23 protein-coding genes and 1 rRNA gene are annotated in these 25,913 nt (G+C 44.3%); 10 read left to right on the forward strand and 14 right to left on the reverse strand.

The window, feature by feature from the left end:
- Positions 1-49: 49 nt before the first annotated feature.
- Together PSHG_RS24540 and PSHG_RS24545 are read right to left on the reverse strand one after the other, a co-directional pair.
- Positions 50-670: a mechanosensitive ion channel family protein gene (locus PSHG_RS24540; protein WP_235782125.1), complete on the reverse strand. Its 621-nt coding sequence runs from the start codon at positions 668-670 to the stop codon at positions 50-52.
- 284 nt (positions 671-954) lie between these two features.
- Complete coding sequence (locus PSHG_RS24545; protein WP_010279194.1) at positions 955-1,203, reverse strand: DUF3343 domain-containing protein; 249 nt, start codon at positions 1,201-1,203, stop codon at positions 955-957.
- A 335-nt stretch (positions 1,204-1,538) separates the two neighbouring features.
- Between PSHG_RS24545 and yyaC the strand changes: the two genes are divergently transcribed.
- Positions 1,539-2,150 (forward strand): spore protease YyaC, encoded by a 612-nt coding sequence (gene yyaC / locus PSHG_RS24550; protein WP_010279198.1) that lies wholly within the window; start codon positions 1,539-1,541, stop codon positions 2,148-2,150.
- Here the strand turns inward: yyaC and PSHG_RS24555 are convergent.
- From PSHG_RS24555 to rpmH, 12 genes are all read right to left on the reverse strand, one after another.
- Positions 2,122-2,622: a DUF4446 family protein gene (locus tag PSHG_RS24555; protein WP_010279202.1), complete on the reverse strand. Its 501-nt coding sequence runs from the start codon at positions 2,620-2,622 to the stop codon at positions 2,122-2,124. The two genes, yyaC and PSHG_RS24555, sit on opposite strands and share 29 nt — an antisense overlap.
- 170 nt (positions 2,623-2,792) lie before the next feature.
- Positions 2,793-3,953, reverse strand: coding sequence for an aminotransferase class V-fold PLP-dependent enzyme (locus tag PSHG_RS24565; protein WP_010279205.1), 1,161 nt, complete (start codon positions 3,951-3,953; stop codon positions 2,793-2,795).
- Positions 3,954-4,539: 586 nt separating this feature from the next.
- Positions 4,540-5,394 (reverse strand): ParB/RepB/Spo0J family partition protein, encoded by an 855-nt coding sequence (locus PSHG_RS24570; protein ID WP_010279208.1) that lies wholly within the window; start codon positions 5,392-5,394, stop codon positions 4,540-4,542.
- Complete coding sequence (locus PSHG_RS24575; protein ID WP_010279211.1) at positions 5,387-6,148, reverse strand: ParA family protein; 762 nt, start codon at positions 6,146-6,148, stop codon at positions 5,387-5,389. Before PSHG_RS24575 ends, PSHG_RS24570 begins: the two co-directional genes overlap by 8 nt.
- A 123-nt stretch (positions 6,149-6,271) precedes the next feature.
- Positions 6,272-7,090, reverse strand: coding sequence for a nucleoid occlusion protein (noc, locus tag PSHG_RS24580; RefSeq protein WP_010279215.1), 819 nt, complete (start codon positions 7,088-7,090; stop codon positions 6,272-6,274).
- A gap of 142 nt (positions 7,091-7,232) precedes the next feature.
- Positions 7,233-7,955: a 16S rRNA (guanine(527)-N(7))-methyltransferase RsmG gene (gene rsmG, locus PSHG_RS24585; protein ID WP_010279218.1), complete on the reverse strand. Its 723-nt coding sequence runs from the start codon at positions 7,953-7,955 to the stop codon at positions 7,233-7,235.
- Positions 7,952-9,844 (reverse strand): tRNA uridine-5-carboxymethylaminomethyl(34) synthesis enzyme MnmG, encoded by a 1,893-nt coding sequence (mnmG, locus tag PSHG_RS24590; protein WP_010279222.1) that lies wholly within the window; start codon positions 9,842-9,844, stop codon positions 7,952-7,954. Before mnmG ends, rsmG begins: the two co-directional genes overlap by 4 nt.
- 218 nt (positions 9,845-10,062) lie before the next feature.
- The gene (gene mnmE / locus PSHG_RS24595) at positions 10,063-11,439 is read right to left on the reverse strand and encodes a tRNA uridine-5-carboxymethylaminomethyl(34) synthesis GTPase MnmE (protein WP_010279227.1); all 1,377 of its coding nucleotides are present in this window, start codon (positions 11,437-11,439) and stop codon (positions 10,063-10,065) included.
- 89 nt (positions 11,440-11,528) lie between these two features.
- The gene (gene jag / locus PSHG_RS24600; protein WP_010279229.1) at positions 11,529-12,146 is read right to left on the reverse strand and encodes an RNA-binding cell elongation regulator Jag/EloR; all 618 of its coding nucleotides are present in this window, start codon (positions 12,144-12,146) and stop codon (positions 11,529-11,531) included.
- Positions 12,147-12,161: 15 nt separating this feature from the next.
- Positions 12,162-12,881 carry a membrane protein insertase YidC gene (yidC, locus tag PSHG_RS24605; RefSeq protein WP_010279233.1) on the reverse strand — a complete coding sequence of 240 codons (720 nt, stop codon included), beginning with the start codon at positions 12,879-12,881 and terminating at the stop codon, positions 12,162-12,164.
- 442 nt (positions 12,882-13,323) lie between these two features.
- Positions 13,324-13,668, reverse strand: coding sequence for a ribonuclease P protein component (gene rnpA / locus PSHG_RS24610; protein ID WP_010279238.1), 345 nt, complete (start codon positions 13,666-13,668; stop codon positions 13,324-13,326).
- A 282-nt stretch (positions 13,669-13,950) separates the two neighbouring features.
- Entirely contained in the window at positions 13,951-14,088 is a 138-nt protein-coding gene (gene rpmH, locus PSHG_RS24615) for a 50S ribosomal protein L34 (protein WP_187373814.1), read from the reverse strand.
- Positions 14,089-14,579: 491 nt separating this feature from the next.
- Here rpmH and dnaA point away from each other — a divergent pair, with 491 nt between their 5' ends.
- The 9 genes from dnaA to PSHG_RS31295 form a co-directional block, all read left to right on the forward strand.
- Positions 14,580-15,941, forward strand: coding sequence for a chromosomal replication initiator protein DnaA (gene dnaA / locus PSHG_RS24625; RefSeq protein WP_010279243.1), 1,362 nt, complete (start codon positions 14,580-14,582; stop codon positions 15,939-15,941).
- A 261-nt stretch (positions 15,942-16,202) separates the two neighbouring features.
- The gene (dnaN, locus tag PSHG_RS24630; RefSeq protein WP_010279246.1) at positions 16,203-17,345 is read left to right on the forward strand and encodes a DNA polymerase III subunit beta; all 1,143 of its coding nucleotides are present in this window, start codon (positions 16,203-16,205) and stop codon (positions 17,343-17,345) included.
- 20 nt (positions 17,346-17,365) lie between these two features.
- A complete protein-coding gene (yaaA, locus tag PSHG_RS24635; protein ID WP_010279248.1) occupies positions 17,366-17,581 on the forward strand; it encodes a S4 domain-containing protein YaaA in 216 nt (71 codons plus the stop codon).
- Between the two features lie 180 nt (positions 17,582-17,761).
- Complete coding sequence (gene recF, locus PSHG_RS24640) at positions 17,762-18,880, forward strand: DNA replication/repair protein RecF (RefSeq protein WP_010279251.1); 1,119 nt, start codon at positions 17,762-17,764, stop codon at positions 18,878-18,880.
- Positions 18,881-18,907: 27 nt separating this feature from the next.
- Entirely contained in the window at positions 18,908-19,156 is a 249-nt protein-coding gene (remB, locus tag PSHG_RS24645; protein ID WP_010279255.1) for an extracellular matrix regulator RemB, read from the forward strand.
- A 38-nt stretch (positions 19,157-19,194) separates the two neighbouring features.
- The gene (gene gyrB, locus PSHG_RS24650) at positions 19,195-21,105 is read left to right on the forward strand and encodes a DNA topoisomerase (ATP-hydrolyzing) subunit B (RefSeq protein WP_010279259.1); all 1,911 of its coding nucleotides are present in this window, start codon (positions 19,195-19,197) and stop codon (positions 21,103-21,105) included.
- Between the two features lie 301 nt (positions 21,106-21,406).
- Positions 21,407-24,001, forward strand: a complete 2,595-nt coding sequence (gene gyrA, locus PSHG_RS24655; protein WP_010279263.1) for a DNA gyrase subunit A — start codon at positions 21,407-21,409, stop codon at positions 23,999-24,001.
- Positions 24,002-24,215: 214 nt separating this feature from the next.
- The gene (locus PSHG_RS29730; protein ID WP_010279267.1) at positions 24,216-25,352 is read left to right on the forward strand and encodes an HD-GYP domain-containing protein; all 1,137 of its coding nucleotides are present in this window, start codon (positions 24,216-24,218) and stop codon (positions 25,350-25,352) included.
- A gap of 469 nt (positions 25,353-25,821) precedes the next feature.
- Positions 25,822-25,913: ribosomal RNA gene (locus tag PSHG_RS31295) — 16S ribosomal RNA — on the forward strand; the annotation flags it as partial.

Consider the following 25,913-nt stretch of genomic DNA (forward strand, 5'->3'; position numbering starts at 1 on the left):
ATCTCCCATAATTCAGCCAACAGCTTTACCTTCGGGCGAATCTCTTTTATTAGGCCTCAATTTCTAACCGGTGATCATCTAAGATTTTTTTCACTTCCGCCAGCAGCAGGCGCTGTACCTCTATATGGGTATCCGGCCGGCACTCCACAGCTATCCGCAAGGAAACCTCGGATTGACTCATCGACTGCATGCCTAAAATTTGCGGCCTCCCCATTACATTAGCTGTTCTTTCTTTGAAATGACTTAAAGCTTGATCCAATATAGCCATCGCCCGATCGACATTGGATTGGTAAGGCAAATTGATATCTACAGTAGCTATGGTGTTGTTTATGGAGTAATTCGTTACCTGCGCAATCAAACCGTTTGGAATGATATGGACTTCACCTGTCCAGCTTACAATGCGCGTTACCCGGAGTCCAATTTCCTCCACCGTTCCTTTATGAGCGCCGATCTGTACCGTATCCCCAACGGCAAATTGATCCTCAAAAATAATAAAGAACCCGGTAATAACATCCTTCACCAAACTTTGCGCTCCAAAGCCAATAGCTAGACCGACTACTCCAGCTCCTGCAAGCAGCGGAAGCAGATTAATACCAAGCTGATTGAGAATCATCATAATTAAAATAAAATTAATCGAATACGTTAACGAATTCCCAATTAATCGTCCCATTGTGCGAATTCTTCTTGGATTGAAGCGATAAGAGTTTTTTGACCGTTCGCGAATTAGGCGTTCAACCACCCGGCCCACAATCTTTTTAACTATGCGCCCAAGAATTAATATCAGGATGATCTGAATGAGCCCTGAGGCAAAGCTCAACCATGTATCCGGACTCTTCAACCAATCTAGGGCAGCATCATAGGCCTCTCTCCAGCTCTCTTGCAAATTATAATTATCATACACCCAACTCTTTAAGCAGCTTCGCATGAGCAGCCACAACCCTTCCCTTCCCCCGGCTAATGAACCGCTACATAATCGCCATTAATGAACTCGAAAATACCGCGGATTTCCACTTGCTCTTCCTTAATAATTTGCTGCACCCGCTCAAGTTCGACTTGGGAAAATTCGATAGATAACGCACACCCTGCCGTTATTTGTTTTGGAGTCGGACGAATGTCGATTTCAATATCCGCATATTCCAACAGCATTTCCGCTCTAAGCGCCTGTTGGGTCGAATCAAAGGCAATTACTAAATTCTGCTCCATGTAAACAGAGGTCACACCCTTTATCAGAGAATCTTTAGTGATTGAGCATCTTCATAATTCGAATTCATCACTTCGCGCCTGGATTATACAATATTTCGGATTACGACAAGCATTTTCTCACGGTCCATGTATAAATAATTTTTACCGACCGTATACTGAGCTAAGGGTTTTTTAAGTGAGCATTTCGCATAATTCGAATTCATCCATAAGCGTTAACAAAATATAAACAATAAAAACCCGGTTTAATCTATAACAGTCTTAAACCATTCGCTGAGGTTTATGCACAATGCTCAAGCAAAAGAATCTTAGCACACTATCGGTTATGGAGGTAGAACATGAACTTTTCATTCAAAAAGGACAAGACTCCTTCGGTTGAATCTCTAATGATTTCATATAATGATCAAGACTGTTCTTCCACATTATCAGCAAGACTCTCTTCTTATTTTCAGAAAATTCCGGTGTCGCAACCTCTTGTTTTTGTCTGCATTGGAACAGATCGTTCCACAGGGGACGCTCTCGGCCCGCTCGTTGGTTCCAAACTGGCAAGCTATAATATCTCTGACTTCCCCGTATACGGAACACTCGCAGAGCCGGTCCATGCATTGAATTTAGCCGATACTCTAGCTCATATCAACAATAAATATAACAATCCTTTTATCGTCGGTATTGATGCATGCTTGGGCCAGCTTTCCAGCGTCGGCTCTATTAAAATTGGCGATGGTCCCTTAAAGCCCGGGGCCGGAGTAAACAAAGATCTTCCGCAAGTTGGAGACATCCACATTACCGGAGTTGTTAATGTTGGCGGGTTCATGGAATATTTCGTTTTACAAAATACGCGATTGTATCTCGTCTCCGCTATGGCTGATGTAATTTCCCACTCAATCCTGCTCTCTTTGCCCTATACAGAACGCTTATCGGCTACGTCTGCTTATCCTTCTTCTCCATGACTAAATCCATCACTTTCTGCTCTTCTTCAGACAAAGCATAAGGAGATTCACCTTGATGAATGGGCTTGGCATATACATACGTTTCCTGCCTGCTGGTCAGACCGGTTAAGACGAGCCCATTCCGTTCATTATCCAGAAAGGCAATTGAAAAACTCATATCACTGCCTTGCCCGGGAAATGGATTGTACCGGACCATTTCCACATGACCTTTAAGTTTCCCCGCTTCCTGCTCGACTTTGAGGAGGTGGGCGATGAGTTCTTTTTGCTGCACTTCCGCTCTTTCCAGCTTCTCCTTCATTTCTAGAATGATACTTTCCAGGCTATCCTTCCCTTTTCCTATGAATTGATAATACCTCTTTTTCATACGGCTTAACCTGATCCACATCCACAGAATGATTAAGAGCAATAGGCCCAAAGTCACCGTAACAACCGTGGCCCACAGTTCCAGGTCCACTCCCAATATCATTTCCATTGCTCCATCCCTTTTCTCTCTAGTTTATCTAAGACGTCATTCTTGCTCATAAAACAACTCTCTGCTATTTTCTTGCTAGAGCAACGGACAACCATTGTCTGCCCATCTCCAATTTGCAGGGCACTTACCCGGTATTGGCACAGGCAGCTCTCCTTTTATTATTCCTTTTTTCATTTTGAGACATAATGTTTGCTAATCTCTCTGATGGCCGATAGAAAATAGTCGACATCCTCTTTGCTCGTATAAAATCCGACACTTGACCGCACAGCACCGCTGTCTGTCGTCCCAGCTGTTTCATGACCAAGTGGCGTGCAATGATAGCCAGCCCTTACCGCAATTTGAAAGGACTGATCTAGAATGAAGGCCGCCTCGGAAGCCTCCACCCCTTCAATCAAAAATGAAACGATCCCGCTGCGCGGCTCCCCAAGCTCAGGACCAAAGCATTTAACCCCGGGAATCTGCTGAAGCCCCTCCAGAAGCTGCTGAGACAACTGCCATTCCTTGTGGTGAATATTCGCCACGCCCGTTTGCATTATTAGTTTGACTCCCTCGTTCAGCCCGGCAATTCCAGGGGTATTGGGAGTCCCGGCTTCATAACGGTCAGGTCTGACCGTAGGCTGTTCAATCGATTCCGATTGACTTCCTGTCCCACCATGCAGGTGAGGTTCTAATACAAGATCTGGAGCAAGATAGAGACCTCCTGTTCCTTGCGGGCCTAACAGACCTTTATGACCCGGAAAAGCCAGCATATCGATCCCCATGGCTTGCACATCAATAGGATAAGTCCCTGCCGTTTGGGCGGCATCCACAAGCACTTTAACCCCATGCTTTCGGCATATCTCTGCTATGTCCGCGATTGGCATAATAGAACCAAGCAAATTGGAGCCGTGACTGCAAATTAATAAAGACGTGTTTGGGCGAATAGCTTGTACGATATCGTCCAGGTCCAGCTCCCCTTTCTCGTTCGTTTGCAAGAAAGTAACCTCAACCTGCTTCGTTCTCTTCAAGTACTCCAATGGCCGCCGTACAGAGTTATGTTCAATCGAGGTGCTGATGACATGATCATTAGGCTGCACAAAACCGCTGATAGCCTGGTTCAAGGCTGCAGTAGTATTTAGCGCAAAACTTATATCATTAGCGTTTTTTATATTAAACAGCTTCGCCAGATTTGCCCGCGCCGCAAACAAAATTTTACTTGCCTGCACAGCCATTCGATGGCCTCCCCTCCCGGGGTTGGCTCCATAAAGCTCAACGCAATCAGCCATAGCCTTAATCACTTCCGGAGGCTTGGGCCAGGATGAAGCTGCATGGTCAAAATAATAGATTGTCACAGTAGAACCTCCGCTCTAAGCATTTATATTCGCATTATGAACAAACCTTAGTTGAGCTTGCAATCAACATAACCAACAAAACAATAGTCCATAGCAAATTTTATCTCTATCTACCTTGACTTCACATATGGTGAAACAGAATTGTGTAATACAATCCAATCAACAGCCAACACAGCTTATAATGCTTAGGCAATCCATTCTCACTTACATAGAAATGTTAGCACAGCACGGCTCTATTATCCAGTCAGACCGCGTCCTTCCCTCTACATTTTTACTTTCTATTTTTTCCCTATGCCATTTGAAGTTCACCTCATTAATATGCAGTAAAATTCAGATAAATAAACGAACCATTCCGACTAAAGCTCCCCCCGGTATACCCGGATTATTCAAACGAATTAGATTGACTAAGCGAGTCCGAAAAACCCCTTCTTCCTTCTGTTGCCCGAACACTCAAACCATGAATAGTTTTATTTTGAAACGAACACTACGCTGCCGCCATAACTGAAATATTTTCACCAACAAAAAAACATGTGATTAGGCATTCTCAAGATAGAATCCGCCCAATCACATGTTATTAAATCACTAGCTACGAAATTTTCCCGCTCAACATGTCCAACAACCGCTCCAAATCCTCTTTTGAATAATACATCAACTCGATTTTCCCTTTATTGTTGGAGTGTTTTATTTTGACAGTAGTTTTATAAACATCCCTTAGGTTTTCCTCGATTTCCGAAATGTAAGGATCGCGTTTTTTGTTCGGTTTTGCTTTCACTGTTTTTTTCGACTTTTCTTCGTGTCTTTGGATCGCTTCTTCCAATTCACGGACACTCCATTGTTCTCTAATGGTCATCTCCGCAATTTCCTTTTTAGCCTGGTCATTCTTTAAACCAACAATAGCTCGAGCGTGCCCCATCGACAATGTTCCACGTGAAACATATTTTTTTATTTCTTCCGGCAGCTGCAGAAGTCGCAGAAAATTTGCTACATGAGATCGGCTTTTTCCCACTTTCATGGAGAGCTCTTCTTGCGTCAAAGAGAATTGATCGGCAAGTGATTGATACGCCTGAGCTAATTCAATCGCATTCAAATCCTCTCTTTGGACATTTTCAATTAGCGCAATCTCCATTACCTGCTGATCGGTAAAATCTTTGACAACTGCAGGAATCGTAGTTTTCCCTGCTTCCTGAGAGGCGCGAAATCTTCTCTCGCCCGCAATGATCTCATAACCTTTCAGCACATTGCGTACAATGATTGGCTGAATCACACCATGTTCCCTAATCGAGGAAGCCAGCTCTTGAATCGCCGATTCCTCAAACGTTTTCCTCGGCTGATATGGGTTTGCCCTCAATTGGGTCAAAGGAATTTCAATAACTTTCTCGTCATCAGCTATATCTAATGCCGGGATTAAAGCATCCAGGCCTCGTCCCAAACGTTTATTCAAATTCGATCACTTCCTTCGCAAGTTCCATGTACACTTCCGCCCCTTTAGATTTGGGGTCATAGGTAATGATTGATTGCCCATGACTGGGAGCTTCACTCAATCTTACATTTCTGGGAATAATCGTCCGGTACACTTTTTGTTGGAAATATTTTTTCACTTCTTCGATCACTTGAATTCCCAGATTAGTTCTGGCATCAAACATCGTCAGCAAGACACCCTCAATTTGCAGGGTTGTATTTAAATGCTTCTGAACAAGCCTAACCGTATTTAAAAGCTGGCTTAATCCTTCCAAAGCATAATATTCACATTGAATAGGAATGATAACAGAATCTGCAGCCGTAAGTGAATTAATGGTTAAAATACCGAGTGAAGGCGGACAATCTATCAGGATGTAGTCAAACATGTGACTAACTAACTGTAATGATTTTTTTACCCTGACTTCCCGAGAGATGGTTGGAACGAGTTCGATTTCTGCGCCGGCAAGCTGGATCGTAGCCGGAATGATTTTTAAATTCGGCAGATTTGTATCTAAAATCGCGTCTTTGGGATGAACATCATTGATAATAATGTCATAAATGCAATGAACAACATCCGCCTTGTTCACTCCGATTCCGCTTGTCGTATTCCCTTGAGGATCTATGTCAACTAGCAGTACTCTCTTGCCTAGAGAAGCTAATGACGCACCCAAATTAACAGAAGTGGTTGTTTTGCCGACCCCTCCTTTTTGATTGGTTATTGCAATGATCTTAGACATTGTTTCACCTCAATATCAATTTTCGCCCCCAGAAAACATTTTGTGTCCGTTAGCTGTCCCTGGTATTGCCGAGTTCAGACAAAAAAAGCGGCCATTTGCCGCAGTTTACCCGAAACTCACGTTTTATTTCTTTGGAATCGATATAGTGATTTCGTAATGGTCATCGAAATCCTTTTCATCTGTTTTTATATTCATTCCCGAATTGGTAATCATATCAACGGATTGCCGAATCGTATTGAGGGCCAGTCTAACATCTTTAGAGAAGGATATCCGATTTTTTTTCTTTGGTTTACCGACTACCTCTTTGTAGAAATGGATTCGGGCCTCGGTTTGCTTAACGTTTAGTTCTTTCTCTATAATTTCAGCCAGAACCTTCAACTGCCATTCTTCATTATCCAAAGAAAGCAGAGCACGCGCATGTCTTTCCGTAAGCTTTCGTTCCATCAAGGCTTGCTTAACAGGCTCCGGCAATTGAAGCAAACGTATTTTGTTAGCAATCGTTGATTGGCTTTTACCAAGCCTTTGGGCCAAGCTTTCCTGAGTTAATTGGTGCAATTCCATTAACTTCTGATAAGCGACCGCCTCTTCTATTGCTGTTAGACCCTCTCTTTGCAGATTCTCGATTAATGCGATTGAAGCAGCCTGGGCATCATTAAAATCCCTTATAATGGCCGGGATTGTCTCTAATCCCAGCTTTTTAACGGCTCTCCAACGACGTTCCCCCGCTATGATTTCATACCCGCCGTTACGAATACGAACGACAATAGGCTGGATTACCCCATGCGTCTTAATGGTTTGCAGGAGCTCACCGATTCTTTCTTCATCAAAAATGGTCCTTGGCTGATAAGGACTCGGAATTATCTCTTGAACGGGTATTTGTTTAACTTCGTCCGCCGCAGCTTTTTCAGAGAAACCGAAGAGCTTAGATATATGTTCTTTCATATCTGTCTATACCCACCTAACTCTTTCACAAGTAAATGTCCGCTCCATAAATAAATTCTCCACAAAGCGGAAATTTCCTGCCTGCAGGATTGTGAATTTACTGTTTCACGTGGAACAAAAAGCGAACCTTCCTTTCAATTAGCTAACCCAAAGGTTTTTTAAGAGGGATTCCGGGTGAACGTGGATATTTAGCCGGAGTGTTCGCTGTTTTTTCTAATACAATAATATGCCGTTCTGCTTGATCCCCAGGCAGCTCCAGTCGATGGATGTCGATCAGCCTTGCACGCAGCTCTTTCATGCTAAAGTTAGCTTCCTCTAACTCTTCCTGGGCGCTTGAGCCTTTCATTGCCGCAAACCTTCCTGCTGGTTTAACAAATGGAAGGCAAAACTCATTTAACACATTTAGCCGCGCTACAGCTCTAGCTGTAACCAGGTCATATTGATCGCGATGCACAGAATCTCTTCCCAAATCTTCCGCACGGCCATGAATAGTTTGCAGCTTGACACCTAACTGTTCACTTAAATGCTGTAAAAAGCCTATCCGTTTTTTTAAGGAATCAATAATTGTCAGCTGAAGATGAGGATACAGGATTAGCAAAGGAATGCCGGGAAATCCTGCTCCGGAACCAATATCCGCCATCGTCTTCACGTGATCCAGATCGATAAAAAAAGAGAGGGACAGGGAATCATAAAAATGCTTAACGTATACCTGCTCCCTCTCTGTGATGGCTGTCAGATTCATTTTTTCATTCCATTCCACCAATTCGCGATAATAAATCGCAAACTGATTGAGCTGGACATCATTTAATTTTATTTTTCTTTCCGAAAGCCATTCATTGAATTGTACAGCTATCTCTTTGTTCATGAATACCTCGCTGCCACGACCTTGTTATATTGCTCCAGGTAAACCAGAAGAATTGACAAGTCCGCCGGTGTAACGCCGGAAATCCGCGACGCTTGGCCGATCGATAACGGACGAATTTGAGCAAGCTTCTGTTTCGCTTCTGTAGCCAAACCGTGAATATCCTCGTATACAATATCTTCCGGAATTTTTTTTGCTTCCATCTTTTTCAGCTTTTCCACTTGCAGCAATTGCTTCTCAATATAGCCGGAATATTTAATCTGGATTTCCACCTGTTCCTTCTCTTCGTCAGTCAAGTCCACCTCAGACGGGGCAATCTGATCAACAAACTTGTAGGCCAGCTCAGGTCGGCGAAGCAGTGAATACAGATCGACAGAATTGTTAAGCTCGACGGTTCCGGCTTCTTTCAGTAATTGCTGAATATGCGGCTCTGGTCTAACCTTAGTTTGCTTCAATCGTTCTATTTCATTTCGGACTTTTTCTTGCTTGTTTACAAAACGTTGGTAACGTTCCTCGTCAATCAGTCCGATTTGGTACCCTATCGGGGTTAGTCTCAAATCAGCATTGTCGTGACGCAGCAGCAGCCGATATTCTGCTCTCGAGGTTAACAATCGGTAAGGCTCGTTAGTGCCTTTTGTCACCAAATCATCTATCAATACACCAATATAACCATCTGAACGGCTGAGAACTACCGGTTCTTCTCCTTTAACTTTGCGAGCTGCATTAATACCTGCCATAATACCTTGACCGGCAGCTTCTTCATAGCCGGATGTTCCATTAATTTGACCCGCGGTAAACAAAGAATCAATAAGCTTGGTCTCCAGTGTAGGCCAGAGCTGCGTAGGAACTACAGCATCATATTCGATCGCGTAACCGGTTCTCATCATTTCGACTTTTTCCAGTCCCGGAACGGAACGAAGCATGCTCAATTGGACATCTTCCGGCATACTGGTTGAAAGTCCTTGGACATAATATTCCGAGGTGTTCCGCCCTTCCGGCTCCAAAAACAATTGATGCTTAGGCTTGTCGCTGAAACGGACAATCTTGTCTTCAATCGATGGGCAATAGCGCGGTCCCGTCCCTTCAATCGCTCCTGAAAACATAGGAGCACGGTGAAGGTTGCTGTTAATAATTTCATGAGTATTAGCAGACGTATACGTCAGCCAGCAAGGCAGCTGCTCTTGCGGAGGTGCTTTAAAATCAAAAGAAAATGTTTTAGGATTATCATCACCCGGCTGAATTTCCATCTTGTCGAAATCAATCGTCTCTTTGTTAACCCGAGGTGGTGTACCTGTTTTGAACCGGACTAGCTCCAATCCCAAGCTGCGCAAATTCTCGGACAGCTTAATGGAAGGCTGTTGATTGTTAGGGCCGCTTTCGTACATCAGCTCGCCCATTATCACTTTCCCCCGCAAATATGTCCCGGTTGTCAAGACAACAGCTTTGGCATAATAGACTGCCCCGCTTTTTGTAATGACTCCTTTACATACTCCGTCTTCAACAATTAGTTCTTCTACCAGACCTTGACGGAGACTGAGATTTTCTTGCTTCTCGATCGTTTCCTTCATCGTTTGTTGGTACAAAAATTTATCCGCCTGCGCTCGCAAAGCGTGTACCGCCGGGCCTTTACCGGTATTCAGCATGCGCATTTGAATGTAAGTTTTGTCAATATTCCGTCCCATTTCGCCGCCCAAAGCATCAATTTCACGGACGACATGGCCTTTAGCCGGTCCTCCAATAGATGGATTGCATGGCATAAAAGCAACCATATCCAAATTAATCGTGAGGAGCAGCGTTTTGCAGCCCATCCGTGCGGATGCCAAGGCTGCTTCGCAGCCGGCATGCCCGGCTCCGATCACAATAATATCAAACTCTCCTGCTTGGTAACCCATTGTCAATACCTCCTTACTTATATAATAGTGGTCTTACAATTGCTCAAGCTGTTAAAATAAAGCATCTATATCCAACAGCACGACCAGTACATCAAGTCGTCTGCATCAAATCAGAGCCTTGGGCCGCCCGAAGTATATGAAAAACCATCGGTTGCAGCCCATCTTATCTATTGTACATTGGTTGCTGGCAGAAGGAAACTGTTATTGTTTGGCTGACCCTATTTACCTAGGCAAAATTGGGAGAAAATCTGATCGATCAGCGACTCCCCGATCGTATCCCCTACCAATTCCCCTAAATGCTCCCAGGCCTGGCGTACATCAATTTGAATCATATCGATGGGCACAAAGCTCTCGGCTGCTTGCATCGCTTCCGCCAAAGAAGCTTTAGCCAGCTTCAGCAAATGAATATGCCGCACATTGCTGACATAAGCCGAATCATCCGCCTCCAGCTGCCCGCTGAAAAAGATGGAGGAGATTCCCCTTTCCAGATCATCCAATCCCTGATTGTTTTGCACCGACATTTCAATCAATTGATCCGCTTCAATATACTCAAGCAATGGTGTGTAGTCAAGCTTTCTTGGTAGATCCGTCTTATTAATCAAAACGAGCATCTGCCGATCAGAAAACTGAGTAATCAGCTCCATCTCATCTTCATGCAGCGGCTCATTAGCATTCAGAACCAGCAGAATCAAATCCGCATCACTGAGAACGTTTCTGGATTTCTCTACTCCGATCTGCTCGACCAGGTCTGAGGTCTCGCGGATGCCCGCAGTATCCAGAAGTTTGAGTGGAATCCCATTCATCGTAACATATTCCTCAATAACGTCTCTAGTTGTTCCCGGAATATCCGTTACGATTGCTTTATTATCCTGAGCCAGAGCGTTAAGCAAGGAAGATTTCCCGACATTGGGCCGCCCGACAATAGCGGTAACAATTCCCTCTCTAATGACCTTACCTTGCTCTGCGGTCCTTAAAAGCTTTTCGATTTCGGCCGTAGCTTTCTCACATTTTTCTTGAATAAAGCGGCTGGTCATCTCCTCAACATCATGCTCGGGATAGTCGATATTGACCTCAATATGAGCCATCAGCTCAACCAAATGATGACGGATTTCACGAATTTTCTTAGACAGTGAACCTTCCGCTTGCTTTAAAGCCATTTTATGAGCGCGATCCGATTTGGAACGGATAATGTCAATGACGGCCTCCGCCTGGGAGAGATCAATTCTTCCATTCAGAAATGCCCGTTTAGTGAATTCACCCGGCTCGGCCAAACGCAATCCCTGTTCCAGGAGAAGCTCAAGTACATGCTTGACCGACAGCATCCCCCCGTGGCAGCCGATCTCCACCACGTCCTCTGTTGTAAACGATCGGGGGGCCCGCATTAAAGTGACCAGCACTTCATCGATCTTTTCCTGACTTTGCGGATTCACAATATGCCCGTAATGAACAGTATGCGTTTGAGCCTCGGGAAGCCGACTTTTGCTGCGGAATATTTTATCTACTCCTGCTATGGCGTCCGGTCCGCTAACGCGGATAACCGAAATGCCGCCCTCGCCTAAAGGTGTAGATATTGCTGCGATCGTATCCATGTTCATGTTTCAACACCTGCCTTCCTTTTATTTGGACATGGCTATACAAGAAAAAAGCAATGAGCTTCAAATTAACTGAAGTCATTGCAGTGTGTCTATTTTAATGCGATCACGACCCTGCGGCTTGGTTCATCTCCCTTGCTGTATGTTTTCACAGAAGGATGATCCTGCAGCCTGGAGTGGATAATTTTTCTTTCTAGTGAAGACATAGGCTCTAATACGACTTCTTTCTTCGTCCTTATCACTCTTGAGGCCAGCCTCATGGACAGGTCTTCTAATGTTTTCTTTCTGCGGTTCCGAAAATCTTCGGCATCAAGCACTATTTTAATATGAGTGGAAGAATATCGGTTTGCAACAATATTTGTTAAATATTGCAGCGCGTCCAAGGTTTGTCCTCTGCGTCCAATTAAAATACCCAGCTCTTCTCCATGAAAGTTGAAGGTTGTCGCGTCTTTTCCAGGGATAATTTCCACTTCCATCCGAAGCTCCATCGTCTGGAAAATTTCTTTCAAGAACTGAACCGCCTCCTCTATCGGATCCGGTATCAATTCCAACTCCACTTTTGCCGGCTTAGTTCCTATTAATCCGAACCAACCTTTGGATGGCTCTTCGAGCACCATAACCTTAACGCGATCCTCTGTAACTTCCCACTGCTTTAGTCCTTGTTGAACGGCTTCATCAACCGTCTTACCTGAAACCACAATCTTCTTCATTAGAATTCCCCACCCCTATTTTTTAGATGGTCGGTATATTATATAAGATTGAATAATGGTAAAGACATTACTGTACACCCAATATAAAGGTAGTGCCGCCGGGAAATTCATCGCCATAACGAAAATCAGTATGGGGAAAATAACCATTAGCACACGCATCTGAGGATTCATCTGAACAGCCATAACCTTTTGCTGCAAATAAGTAGTAAGAGCAGCCAATACAGGCAAAATATAAAATGGATCCGGCTGCCCAAGCTCCATCCATAAGAACGAGTGCGTCGCAATGTCACTGTTTCTCATAATGGCATTATACAAAGCAATCAGAATAGGCATTTGCACCAGCAAAGGGAAGCATCCGGCTAGCGGGTTGACGTTGTTCTTTTGGAAAAGCTTCATCGTCTCTTCCTGCTGCTTTTGCACATTGTCTTTATATTTTTCCTTGATTTTCAACAGCTCAGGCTGGATGGCCTGCATCTGTTTGGAGCTTCGATGCTGCTTTAAGGTAAGAGGTAAAATCAAAAACCGAATAATAATCGTAACAACCAGAATGGACAATCCATACTCGTCCCACATAATCTCAGCCAGCCAATCCATAAAGGAAGAGAGCGGATAAACAAAATATCTATCCCATATTCCATTGTTCGGATCAATCGGTCTTAGCTCAGCTGGCGAACAGGCAGATAACATCAACATCAGTAGACCCAGTGGAACTAACTTATAAAAGCGACGACTCAAGATTACTTCCTCCCGAAGTTTTGTAAGTACAAAACTATTACATTTAGCAAATCCCGGCACCTTCGGTAGCATTGGCGCAGCACTGTAGAACAATTGCCTTCAGCCTTCATATATCATTCATATATATTAAGGTATAAGGTATTGATGCTCTCGCTTTGTGGCCATTAGTCCTCTATAAAATACGGTGTAAGGACCTGTTGTTTATATAAATCAGCATTTGCATAAAGCCCCGGTGAACACGATAATATCAAAACACTAACACAGCTTGTCCTGCCTAAAAATAGGAATTATGCAAAATGCTGAAATCATACAAAAGCGATCTCCCGAACTGCGAATCTCTTGCTGGATTCAACGTAAAAAAGGCATACTTGGGCCTATATGCTCATTCACTTATAAGCTTCAATATATCACATCTTCTATCACAAATAAATACAAGAATGCGTTACCGTTTTTTAAGCAGACCGGCTTTCTTCAATAAATGAAGCAGACTTTTGCGAATTTGCTCATAATCCATTCCGGCCGCTGGCTTGCGGGCTATAAAAATAAGATCGCCTTTACCTTCAATCCGCTCCAGATGAAGACGAATAATTTCTTTTACCAGCCTCCGGATCCGGTTGCGAACGACAGCGTTGCCCACTTTTTTGCTAACCGATACTCCAACCCTTAAATGGGGGGAATCCGGGATTTTGCGGAAATATAAAACAAATTGATGGTTGGCCGATGACCTCCCCATGCGATATACCTTGTTGAAATCTTCTCTTTTGGCTAAGCGATTTTGTTTATACACTGAAATTTCACCAATCCCCATTACAGTACCGGGTCAAATGCGGCTGCCTATTACTTAAGGATTTACAAATTTGCTTCAATTAAACCCTTTTCCGATCAATTCACAGTTTCACTTCGATCAACTTTTTGCTTTGCAGCTATCATTATCTTGCAACTAACGCTTGCAGAAAACGTGCCTCTACACCCTTTCATCTAGTTCACAAGGGTACTTTTCAACAGTTTCAACTTCCTTCTCTTGCTTCCTCAATATGAAAAAAGACCACTCGCAAGTGGTCTCAAGACTTTAAGCAGTTAGAACTTTTCTGCCTTTTAGACGCCGAGCCTGAATTACCTTGCGGCCATTCTTTGAGCTCATGCGCTTACGGAAACCGTGAACCTTTTTACGCTTTCTAGTGTTAGGTTGAAATGTCGGTTTCATTATATAGCACCTCCCCGAGGATAACATCCCTAAAAATACCTCTAATCATTAAATCACTTCACACATTGAAAGTCAACAGTAACGTCTTGGCAGCCGGCAAATTGAATTCACACCCTCCAGCAGCTATCCCCATACCCGCCTGTGCATAATAAATCGGAATATCAAGAAGCATGTCGAAATTATTCACACCCTGTAAACAAAATTCAGCATTGTTCACGGAATCTATACACATCGGGAGAAAAATGTGGATAATCTTCCTCAGCCATTGAAAGACAACCCTCTTTTTGTTATATTATTATTGCTTTCGGTTGTGGATATGTCACTTTTACATATAGATTTATTCACAAGCTGTGGATAATATTGTGAACAATTTCAACTTATTCAATCCTCTCAATGCTGTATCCCCTGAATTTTGTGGATAACTGACAAGAATTTCCCTGTTTCGACAAGACTACGTATGGCTATCGCCACATTTTTTAAAGGAGTGACCGTTTGTGGAAAGCCATGTCAATCAGCTATGGCAGCAAGTACTTTCTGTAATCCAGACCAAATTAAGCAAACCCAGTTTCGATACCTGGTTGAAATCCACCACAGCTACTGTATTTACGGATTCTTTGTTAATTATTTGTGCTCCTAACAATTTTGCCCGGGAATGGCTGGAAACACGTTATGCTAAAATGATCAGCTCGGCCGTGTACGAATGCTTGGGCCGGGATGTTGAGGTGCAGTTTATTATTGAGGAAGAAGCCCAGGATTCGGCTGCGATTGCCTCGCCTGCCGTACATATTCCTAAACCTGAGGTCACGGAGCAGGAAGAGTGGGGCTATACGAGCATGATGAATCCGAAGTATACCTTTGACACTTTTGTCATCGGAGTAGGCAACCGCTTCGCCCATGCTGCTTCCCTCGCCGTAGCCGAAGCGCCTGCCAAATCATATAATCCTCTGTTCCTGTATGGCGGGGTCGGATTGGGCAAAACTCATTTGATGCATGCTATCGGTCATTACGTATTGGAGCATAATCCGCGTGCCCGTGTCATGTATATTTCTTCCGAGAAATTCACGAATGAATTTATCAACGCCATCCGTGACAATCGCGGGGAAAGCTTTCGTCATAAATACCGCAATATCGACATTCTACTTATTGATGATATTCAGTTTTTGGCGGGGAAAGAACAAACCCAGGAAGAATTCTTCCATACGTTTAATGCACTGCATGAAGAGCGCAAGCAGATTATTATTTCAAGTGACCGTCAGCCTAAGGAAATCCCTACACTGGAAGAACGACTGCGTTCACGGTTTGAATGGGGCTTAATCACAGATATCCAACCGCCTGATTTGGAGACTAGAATCGCTATTTTGCGCAAGAAAGCCAAGGCCGAAAACCTGGATATTCCGAATGAGGCGATGGTCTACATCGCTAATCATATCGATACGAACATCCGTGAGCTGGAGGGCGCCTTAATCCGTGTCGTTGCATATTCTTCGTTAATCAACGAGGACATTACCGTTTCATTGGCAGCCGATGCGCTCAAGGATATCATTCCTTCTTCCCGTCCAAAAGTCATAACAATCCAGGACATTCAGCAAAAGGTCGGAGAGTTTTACGGGCTGCGGCTGGAAGATTTCAAAGCGAGGAAGCGTACGAAAGCAGTTGCGTTTCCAAGACAAGTCGCCATGTATTTGTCCCGGGAAATGACCGACTACTCGCTGCCCAAAATCGGTGAAGCATTCGGCGGCCGAGATCATACAACCGTCATCCATGCGCATGATAAAATCACCATGACTTTGAAGCAGGACCCTGAACTTTCTAAAATCATTCATAACTTGACTGAGAAAATTAAAAACAAAGGTTAATAACTTCAGATAACCAACAAGCCTATACACACTTTATACACATGTGGATAGGCTTGCTCTTTGTCCATTTTATCCAGATATCCACATATCCAGTGTCCCTACTACTATTACTACTAAGAAAAAGATATAATAATAGAATATGTACCCGTGACAAAATATCCCGCCATCTGCCCGTTCACGGTAAAATTGCACGCAGATAAACGGTGAACTATATTCAATTTATGACACCATTTTTATTTTTAGAACCCCGGGAGGGAAACAATGAAACTATCGATTGCCAAAGACCAACTTAATCTGTCCATTCAGTATGTATCCAAAGCTATTTCCAACCGCACAACGATCCCTATACTAAGCGGAATCAAAATAGAAGCCTCTCCAGCAGGCGTAACGTTTACTGCCAGTGATACGGACATTTCCATTCAGACCTTTTCGCCATGGGACAATGGTGACGCTATTATTGGGGAATGTACAGAACAAGGAACGGTTGTTCTGCCTGCCAGAATTTTTGCTGAAATGGTGCGCAAGCTGCCTGCTGAACAAGTCGAGTTAGAAGCAAAAGATAATTTTCAAACGATTATCCGCTCCGGATCGCTAGAGGTTCAATTAGTTGGCTTCGACCCGGAAGAATACCCGCTGCTGCCGCAAATTGAGGAACGCAACAAAATTTCTTTCACCAGCGATCTGTTGAAGACTATGATTAAACAGACTTCCTTCGCGGTTTCCACTAGCGAAACATCCCCTATTCTCACTGGGGTTTTATGGACGGCTACTGAAGATGGAATCAAATTGATTGGGTGCGACCGCCACCGTCTGGCCACTCGCGAAACTCCCTTGGAGCTTCAGCCGGACCACCCTTTTCAAAACATTGTCATTGCCGGCCGCACACTGAATGAATTAAACAAAATTCTGCCTGATCAGAATATTCTCGTTGACATCGTTGTATCTCAGAACCAAGTTCTGTTTAAACTGGATAATGTTCTATTCTACTCACGCATTCTCGATGGGACTTATCCAGATGTTAGTAAGTTGATTCCGCAGCAGTTCCAGGCGGAGATGTATGTCCACACTAAGCAGCTGATTGAAGCCATTGATCGCGCGTACCTGTTTTCCCGCGAAGACCGGACTAACATTGTCAAGCTTGTCATGAAAGAGGATCAGACGATTGAAATTTCTTCCCAATCTTCGGAGCTCGGTAAAGTGACAGAAAATTTAGCTATGCACAACCATACAGGTGAACGATTTACAGTATCGTTTAATTCCAAATATATGATTGATGCACTGAAGGTTATCGATAGTGAAAAAGTGAAATTCGGCTTTACCGGACCGATGAACCCCATTGTGATTCAACCGGAGGATGAAACTAAAATTTTGCAACTGATTCTCCCTTATCGGACAACCAGCTAGTATAGGAGGCGCTCCTAGTTATGAAAGCCATTCAAATTTCAACCGAGTACATCACGTTAGGCCAGTTCTTAAAGCTGGCCGATTGTATTTCCACTGGCGGACAAGCCAAAAGCTTTTTGCAAGAAACCGCTATCCGTGTAAATGGAGAGTCCGAGCAGCGACGGGGAAAAAAACTCTACCCTGGCGATCAAGTCGAGGTTGCCGGGTGCGGCCGTTTTAAAGTTGAGAAAGCATAACGACGCTGTCTGGTTATGAGTCATAAGCAGCGCCTATAGAGCCATGTGGTGGGCAATACCCGGTAATGCCTCGTTTTGTGCAGCCAAGTAACACTTCCACAGAATAGCGGTTGCTTTGCAAAACTAAGCGTATGCTTTCGAAGAGAGTTTTGCTTCGCAAAACTCTGAGGAGGAAACAAGTTGTTTTTAACCCGGATGACCATACAAAACTACCGAAATTACAACCAAATAGAGCTTAATGCGGACCCGAAGGTCAATATTTTCGTAGGGTCCAATGCCCAAGGGAAAACTAACCTTCTGGAAGCTATCTATGTTCTGGCCCTGAGCAAGTCGCATCGGACTCACCAGGACAAGCAATTGATTCGTTGGAATGAAGAGCAAGCTCTCCTCTATGGGGAAATCGAGAAGAAATACGGCCCCTGCCGGCTAAGTCTTGCAATTAGCACCCAGGGGAAAAAGGCAAAAATTAATTCATTGGAGCAGAAAAAGCTAAGCTCATTCATCGGCACCCTGAACGTAGTTATGTTTGCCCCCGAGGATTTGGAGATCGTTAAGGGCTCCCCGGGAGTCCGCCGCCGTTTTCTCGATATGGAGATCGGCCAGGTTCACCCAGGTTATCTCTACGATATATCGCAGTATCAAAAGGTGCTGCTGCAGCGCAATCAATTTCTGAAACAGCTAGGCGGCAAAAGTTCCTCTTCCACTGCAATGCTGGATATATGGAATGAACAATTAGCTCAGTACGGTTCTAAGATTGTTAAAAAACGGAAAGACTTTATAAAAAAGCTGCAAACCTGGGCACAAACCGTTCATGGAGGAATTACAAAAGGTCGGGAACAGATAGAAATAGAATACCGCCCTTCCCTATCTGTGGAGTCCATGGAAGATGAAGCTATGTTATTTGAGCAATTTATGATAAAGTTATCACAGGTGAAAGAACAGGAAATTCGCAGGGGAGCGACGTTAGTCGGTCCTCACCGTGATGATATGGTGTTTTATATCAACAATAAAGAAGTTCAGCTCTACGGATCCCAGGGGCAGCAAAGAACAACCGCCTTAAGTCTGAAGCTGGCTGAATTGGAGCTGATTCGTGAAGAAATTGGCGAATACCCTATCCTTCTGCTCGATGATGTATTATCAGAGCTGGATCAGCATAGGCAAACTCAATTGATTGAAACTTTTCAAAATAAAGTTCAAACGTTTATTACAACAACGGGTTTGGAAAGTGTAAACTTCGATAAACTGGAGCAGGCTGCTGTTTTTGAGGTACAAGAAGGTACGGTAAGCCGACAGTCTTAGATAAATAATCCAAGGGGGTATGCACTTATGTTTATCCATCTAGGAGGAGAAAAAATCATCCGAGCCAATGAGCTGGTCGCGATTTTTGACCTGGCTATTGAGAAAAACTCCAAGATCTCCAAACGTTTCATCAAGTACGCGGAGAAACACCGCAAAATCGAAGTTATTGGTGAGGAAGAAAGCAAATCTCTGATCATTACAGCTAATAAAGTGTATTATTCCCCTATTTCGACCTCCACTTTAAATAAACGAGCGCATCAGCTTACGATGAATTAGATTGAGTTATCCGGAAATATGAAAAGAAGGTGAAGGTAATGACAGCTAATTCTCATACGTATGACGAGAATCAGATACAGGTGCTTGAAGGTCTCGAGGCCGTAAGAAAACGGCCCGGGATGTATATTGGTTCTACCAGCAGCAAAGGGCTCCACCATTTGGTCTGGGAGGTCGTCGATAACAGTATTGACGAAGCACTGGCTGGCTTCTGCGATCGGATTGATGTCATCATTCATAAAGACAATAGTATTACGGTTATCGATAACGGGCGCGGCATTCCAGTCGGCATGAATACGAAATTGCAAAAGTCGACTCTGGAAGTCGTTATGACCGTCCTTCATGCAGGCGGAAAATTCGGCGGCGAAGGCTATAAAGTTTCCGGCGGCTTGCACGGCGTCGGTGTGTCCGTCGTAAATGCGCTCTCCGAGCATGTGATCGTTCAGGTCAGTCGGGACGGCAAAATATATCAACAGGAATACCGCAGAGGCATTCCGCAATACGATGTGAAGGTTGTTGGCGATACGGAACGAACAGGTACCAAAACCACATTTCTGCCGGATCCCGAAATTTTCAAGGAAACAACCGTTTATGAATATGACATTCTGCAATCCAGAATACGTGAGCTTGCCTTCTTGAATAAAGGCATTGAAATCAATATTTTGGATGAGCGCACCGATGAGAAGAACAGCTTTAAGTATGATGGCGGGATTAAGTCTTTCGTCGAGTACTTGAATGAAAAACGCGAAGTTCTGCATGACGAGCCTATATATACCGAAGGAACCAAGGATAATATTCAGGTAGAAATTGCCCTGCAATATAACGATAGTTTCACCGAGAACATTTATTCCTTTGCGAACAATATCAACACCCATGAGGGCGGAACTCACGAATCGGGCTTCAAAAGCGCATTAACCCGTATTCTTAACGATTACGCCAGAAAATCAAATTCCATCAAAGACAGTGATGCGAATTTGACGGGAGATGATGTCCGCGAAGGGCTGACAGCGATCATCTCGGTGAAAATTCCAGAGCCGCAATTCGAAGGACAAACTAAAACCAAGCTTGGAAACAGCGAGGTGCGCGGTATTGTCGAATCCTTGTTTTCGGAAAAGCTGCAAGAATTTTTAGAAGAGCACCCTTCTGTTTCCCGCAAGATTATGGAAAAAGGAATTCAAGCGGCCAGAGCCAGGGAAGCGGCGAGAAAAGCACGGGAATTGACACGCCGTAAAAATGCGCTCGAGGTAAGTTCATTGCCTGGGAAATTAGCGGATTGTTCATCCAAGGATGCATCCATTAGCGAAATTTATATTGTTGAGGGTGACTCCGCCGGCGGATCAGCCAAACAAGGAAGAGATCGTCATTTCCAGGCGATTCTCCCCCTTCGCGGTAAAATTCTCAATGTTGAAAAAGCGCGTTTGGATAAAATCTTATCCAATGCGGAGATCCGAGCGATTATTACCGCTTTAGGCACGGGGATTGGAGCGGATTTCGATATTTCCAAAGCACGCTATCACAAAGTTATTATCATGACGGATGCCGATGTGGATGGCGCGCATATCCGCACGCTGCTCCTTACTTTCTTTTACCGCTACATGAGAAAGCTGATCGAGGCAGGTTACGTGTACATCGCCCAGCCTCCTTTATACAAGCTCGAAAGGAATAAAATCGTACGTTATGCGTATAACGAGAAACAGCGTGAAGAAATCACTAAGGAGTTCGGCGAAGGCACAAAAATTAACGTTCAACGGTATAAAGGACTTGGAGAAATGAACGCCTCCCAGCTTTGGGAAACGACCATGGATCCGGAAAGCCGCACATTCCTGCAGGTCACCATTCAGGATGCGATTGAGGCCGACCGCGTTTTTGATACTTTGATGGGCGATAACGTTGAACCGCGCCGTGATTTCATTCAAGAGCACGCTAAATATGTGACAAACCTCGACATTTAATGCTCAGCCTTATCGATTTGTTTGGTTTGTTGAAGAAAGCATCACCCCATATCAGGAAAGAAGAAGGTCCGACGGGCCTTTTCTTTCGTTTTCTAGCAGCCCTTCATGATGTTTCATAGAATTGGTTAAATTTGTAACGGAGTGCTTCGAAAAACCGGCTTACTGCAGCGGATAAAAGTTGCCGTTTTCGAGGCTGTACAGGTTTAATTGTGCTAAAGTTGTGAAAGTAATATAATAGAGTAGAATGCATGAATCAGGCTTCGTTCGCTGATTGATGTGATGAACGTTCAGGAGGTACAAGATGGCCGAAGAAATTCAACCGCGCATTAAAAATAGGGATATAGGCTCGGAAATGCGGGAATCGTTCATGGACTATGCGATGAGCATCATCGTTAGTCGTGCGCTGCCGGATGTGCGTGACGGCTTGAAACCGGTTCACCGCAGAATTTTATATGCGATGTCAGAATTAGGGATGTCTCCGGACAAGCCTTATAAAAAATCGGCCAGAATCGTCGGAGAAGTAATTGGTAAGTACCATCCTCACGGAGACTCGGCTGTTTATGAATCCATGGTACGGATGGCGCAGGATTTTTCACTGCGCTATATGTTGGTCGATGGCCATGGGAACTTCGGATCCATTGATGGGGATTCGGCTGCGGCAATGAGATATACAGAAGCTCGATTGTCGAAGATGGCCATGGAGCTCCTTCGTGATATCAATAAAGAAACTATTGATTTCGGACCTAACTATGATGGCGAAGAGAGCGAGCCGGTTGTGCTCCCCTCCCGCTTCCCTAACCTGCTTGTTAATGGGATATCCGGGATTGCTGTCGGGATGGCAACGGCAATTCCGCCACATCAGCTCGGCGAAGTCATTGACGGGATTCAGGCTTTAATAGAGAATCCGGATATTACTCCTATGGAACTAATGCAGTATATTAAGGGACCGGACTTCCCGACCGGAGGCTATATTCTTGGCCGTGAAGGAATTCGCCAAGCCTATACCACCGGACGCGGTTCGGTCACGATGAGAGCACGAGCCGAGATTGAGGAAAATAACGGCAAAGCTAGAATTATTGTAAGTGAGCTTCCTTACCAGGTTATTAAGACGCGGCTGATTGTCAGCATAGCTGAACTGGTGCGGGATAAGAAAATTGACGGAATTACGGATCTGCGCGACGAATCGGACCGCAACGGAATGCGAATTGTCATCGAACTGCGTAAGGATGCGAATCCGAGTGTTGTTCTCAACAATTTGTACAAGCATACCGCGCTGCAGACGAATTTTGGTATTATCATGCTTGCGCTTGTTAATAAAGAACCCAAAATTTTGAATCTCAAAGAAGTGCTGCACTACTACTTGCTCCATCAGCAGGAAGTTATTCGCCGCCGGACGGAATTTGATCTTCGTAAAGCGGAAGCGAGAGCGCATATTCTGGAAGGCTTGCGGATTGCCCTTGATCATCTCGATCGGGTCATTAGCTTGATTCGTTCTTCGCGGACGACGGAAATTGCCCGGGAAGGCTTGATGGAACAGTTCCAGCTCAGCCACGAACAGGCTCAGGCAATTCTGGATATGAGGCTTCAGCGCTTGACAGGGCTGGAGCGCGAAAAAATCGAAGAAGAATACGCTGAGTTAGTCAAGCGTATCGCTGAGCTTAAGGCTATTCTGGCTGATGAGAAGCTGATTTTGAACATCATCAGTGAAGAGCTGAATGAAATTAAAGAACGCTTTAACGATGAAAGAAGAACCGAGATTACGATTGGTCTCGACAGCATTGAGGATGAGGATTTGATTCCGCGTGAAGATGTGGTTATCACCATCACTCATTCCGGCTATATCAAAAGGCTGCCTATTAACACCTATCGTGCTCAAAGACGCGGAGGGCGCGGTGTAGTTGGTATGGATACTAAGGACAATGACTTTGTGGAGCATTTGTTCGTATCCAATACCCATCAATACCTGCTGTTCTTTACGGACAAAGGGAAAGTGTACAGGCTGAAGGCTTACGAAATCCCTGATTTGAGCCGGATTGCCAGAGGCACGCCAATCATTAATTTGATTCAGATTGAGCAGGGAGAAACGGTGAATGCGGTTATTCCGGTCGAAAGCTTTGAATCTGATCACTTCCTCTTTTTTGCTACGAAACAGGGAATTGTCAAAAAGACGCCGCTTACGGATTACAGCAATATCCGCAAGGGCGGTCTAATTGCGATTAACTTGCGTGAGGACGACACGCTGATTGGTGTTAAGCTAACTGATGGCGATCAAGCGATTATAATGGGAACCAGACAGGGATTGTCCATCCATTTCCCAGAGCGCGAAGTGCGTTCTATGGGGCGCTCCGCTACTGGAGTCAAGGGCATCCAGCTGACCGATGATGATCAGGTTATTGATATGGATGTTGTCCATCCTGAGAATGACGTGCTGATTGTAACTTCTCGAGGATACGGCAAACGTACGCCTATCAGCGAATACCGCGTTCAATCCAGAGGCGGAAAAGGGATCAAAACGTTGAACATGACCAGCAAAAACGGTGAGGTAATTGGCTTGAAGGTGGTCAGAGACGATGAGGATCTGATGGTAATGACCGCCCAGGGGACAATCATTCGCACCAGTATGGCTGGGGTTTCTATCATGGGACGTAACACTCAAGGAGTTCGTCTGATCAATATTAAGGACGATGATGAGGTGGCTACGGTCTCTCCTGTGGAAAAAAGTGATGAAGAGCTTGACGATCAGGAAATGACTGGGGAGAACACGGCAATCCTTGAAGAAGGTGAAGTATTAACAGCCCACGTATCCAGAGTAGAGGATAACGGGCTCGAAGATGAAGCGGAAACAGATTCTGATATAGATTCTGATGAGGATCCAAATAACGGGGACCATGAGTAGCTGAAAAATAGGCTCATTTATCTCCGGGCTGAATCTATTCATAAGACTAGGATGCAACCAATGCTTCAGGAGAGGGATATTCCCTCTCTTCTTTATATTTTCCGTCACTATTAAGTTTGAGGCAGTTGAGTTTCGATATAATAATTACCGTAGAGCGGGTGATTCCAGATATAAGCGATAGAATGTTCATAGCAGGTTCTGGAGGATGAGGAATTTGCCTAATAGAGAAATAAATCAGTCATTATTAGTTGAAGGTGAAACACTAACACAGCCTGTATATACCCGAAATGGTAACCTGTTATTTGAAAAAGGGACGAAGATTACTCGAGAGGTTTTTGAATTGCTGGATGTTTTTCAAGTTACCGTTATGGAATCGAATCTTTCGACTAATCCAGCTGACACTTCTCTACATACCGGCAACGAAAAAGAGTCACTCCCCCCTTCTAAAAATAAGGACACCATAGGCGAACCATATTGGAAAGAAGTCCTCGCCGGTTTTAAACAACTGATAGATTGTTTCCATTCAGGGAAACTGGCAGCTTTTTCATATGTAAGGGAAAAGCTCAATACCTTTCTGATGGTTTATTCGGACTATTCCCCTCTATACTGCAACCATTATTTTGGGAATCTGCCGATTTTTTATCGACATTCTTTATTAGTCTCCATTACTTCGGGCAAATTAGCGGAATGGCAAGGATTGCCGCTTAGTGACAGGCTGGATGCTGCACTGGCTGGTTTGCTCCATGACATAGGTAAATTAGCTATTAAAACAAACCCTGATATGAATCAGCGTCTCCCCGCTGCTACGGGGCAGTTCCGTGGTGGCGATCAGCAGAACCAGGCGAAGTACGAGGATCATCCGTTTAAAGGCTATACCTTATTGAAACAGTACTCCCATTTAAGCGAAGCGGTGAAGTTAGCCGTGTTACAGCATCATGAACAGGCAAATGGCAAAGGATTCCCTTTAAACCTTGTCTCAGGGCAAATCCATCCCCTAGCCCGTATTGTAGCCATAGCAAATCATTATCATGAGTGTAAGCTTATGGCACAGCCTGAATATTTTAACGAAACCTTGGATAAGGAAGTTTTTGTTTCCCCTTATTTGCGGATGGACAAAGTGAGGAAGGCAGCGTTCGGGGAGCTCGATCCGGAATTGAGCCAGCTTTTCATTCATAAAGCAACCTCCATGCAGCAAGGAAATCGGGTACTGCTTGACGATTTAAGGGAAGGAACAATTGTCTTTACTCCTCCCACTTCCCCAACAAGGCCATGGATTAAGGTAGAGGATCAAATTATAGATTTGGCGACTGAGAAACATGTAATGATCCGTGAAGTTTGGCCTCTAAATTGATTTTTTCTAGTGCCAATATAGGTTTAATATGATTGAAGTGCTTGATAGAACAGCCTGTTAAACATAGGAAATTAAATTTCTAGTTGACATTAGCTTAACGCCCGTGGTATTCTATTCTTCACCGCTTCAAACGGCTTGTTCAGCAGATTGGTAGCCAAGCGAGATTGAACAGCCCCAGTCAAAAAAGTTTTAAAAAAAGCTTGCAATTGACTAGGTGAATGTGGTATATTGAATAGGTCGCCATTTTCAGAGGCTTCTGAACGGAAGCGATAGATCAGCCCTTTGAAAACTGAACAATGAGTGAGTAATAAAGCCAGTGCAGCGGTCTAATAGACCGTGTGCAAAACGTTGATTGATATGAGCTAATCGCTCTACGGATATATTGCTTCAGTGCAGGACATCCTGTGTTGGGGGCACCCCCGAAAGTACTAGAATAAGCTTCGCAGCTGTTCTTCACTTTTGAGGGATATTTACGGAGAGTTTGATCCTGGCTCAGGACGAACGCTGGCGGCGTGCCTAATACATGCAAGTCGAGCGGAGCATATCGCGATCTTCGGATTG

Source organism: Paenibacillus senegalensis JC66 (assembly GCF_000285515.1).
Lineage (GTDB): Bacteria > Bacillota > Bacilli > Paenibacillales > NBRC-103111 > Paenibacillus_L > Paenibacillus_L senegalensis.

Coding starts and splice junctions, on each gene's coding strand:
- PSHG_RS24540 (WP_235782125.1), bottom strand. CDS start 670: ATGGGACGATTAATTGGGAATTCGTTAACGTATTCGATTAATTTTATT.
- PSHG_RS24545 (WP_010279194.1), bottom strand. CDS start 1,203: ATGGAGCAGAATTTAGTAATTGCCTTTGATTCGACCCAACAGGCGCTT.
- yyaC (WP_010279198.1), top strand. CDS start 1,539: ATGAACTTTTCATTCAAAAAGGACAAGACTCCTTCGGTTGAATCTCTA.
- PSHG_RS24555 (WP_010279202.1), bottom strand. CDS start 2,622: ATGGAAATGATATTGGGAGTGGACCTGGAACTGTGGGCCACGGTTGTT.
- PSHG_RS24575 (WP_010279211.1), bottom strand. CDS start 6,148: ATGTCTAAGATCATTGCAATAACCAATCAAAAAGGAGGGGTCGGCAAA.
- noc (WP_010279215.1), bottom strand. CDS start 7,090: ATGAAAGAACATATATCTAAGCTCTTCGGTTTCTCTGAAAAAGCTGCG.
- rsmG (WP_010279218.1), bottom strand. CDS start 7,955: ATGAACAAAGAGATAGCTGTACAATTCAATGAATGGCTTTCGGAAAGA.
- mnmG (WP_010279222.1), bottom strand. CDS start 9,844: ATGGGTTACCAAGCAGGAGAGTTTGATATTATTGTGATCGGAGCCGGG.
- mnmE (WP_010279227.1), bottom strand. CDS start 11,439: ATGAACATGGATACGATCGCAGCAATATCTACACCTTTAGGCGAGGGC.
- jag (WP_010279229.1), bottom strand. CDS start 12,146: ATGAAGAAGATTGTGGTTTCAGGTAAGACGGTTGATGAAGCCGTTCAA.
- dnaN (WP_010279246.1), top strand. CDS start 16,203: ATGAAACTATCGATTGCCAAAGACCAACTTAATCTGTCCATTCAGTAT.
- yaaA (WP_010279248.1), top strand. CDS start 17,366: ATGAAAGCCATTCAAATTTCAACCGAGTACATCACGTTAGGCCAGTTC.
- remB (WP_010279255.1), top strand. CDS start 18,908: ATGTTTATCCATCTAGGAGGAGAAAAAATCATCCGAGCCAATGAGCTG.
- gyrB (WP_010279259.1), top strand. CDS start 19,195: ATGACAGCTAATTCTCATACGTATGACGAGAATCAGATACAGGTGCTT.
- gyrA (WP_010279263.1), top strand. CDS start 21,407: ATGGCCGAAGAAATTCAACCGCGCATTAAAAATAGGGATATAGGCTCG.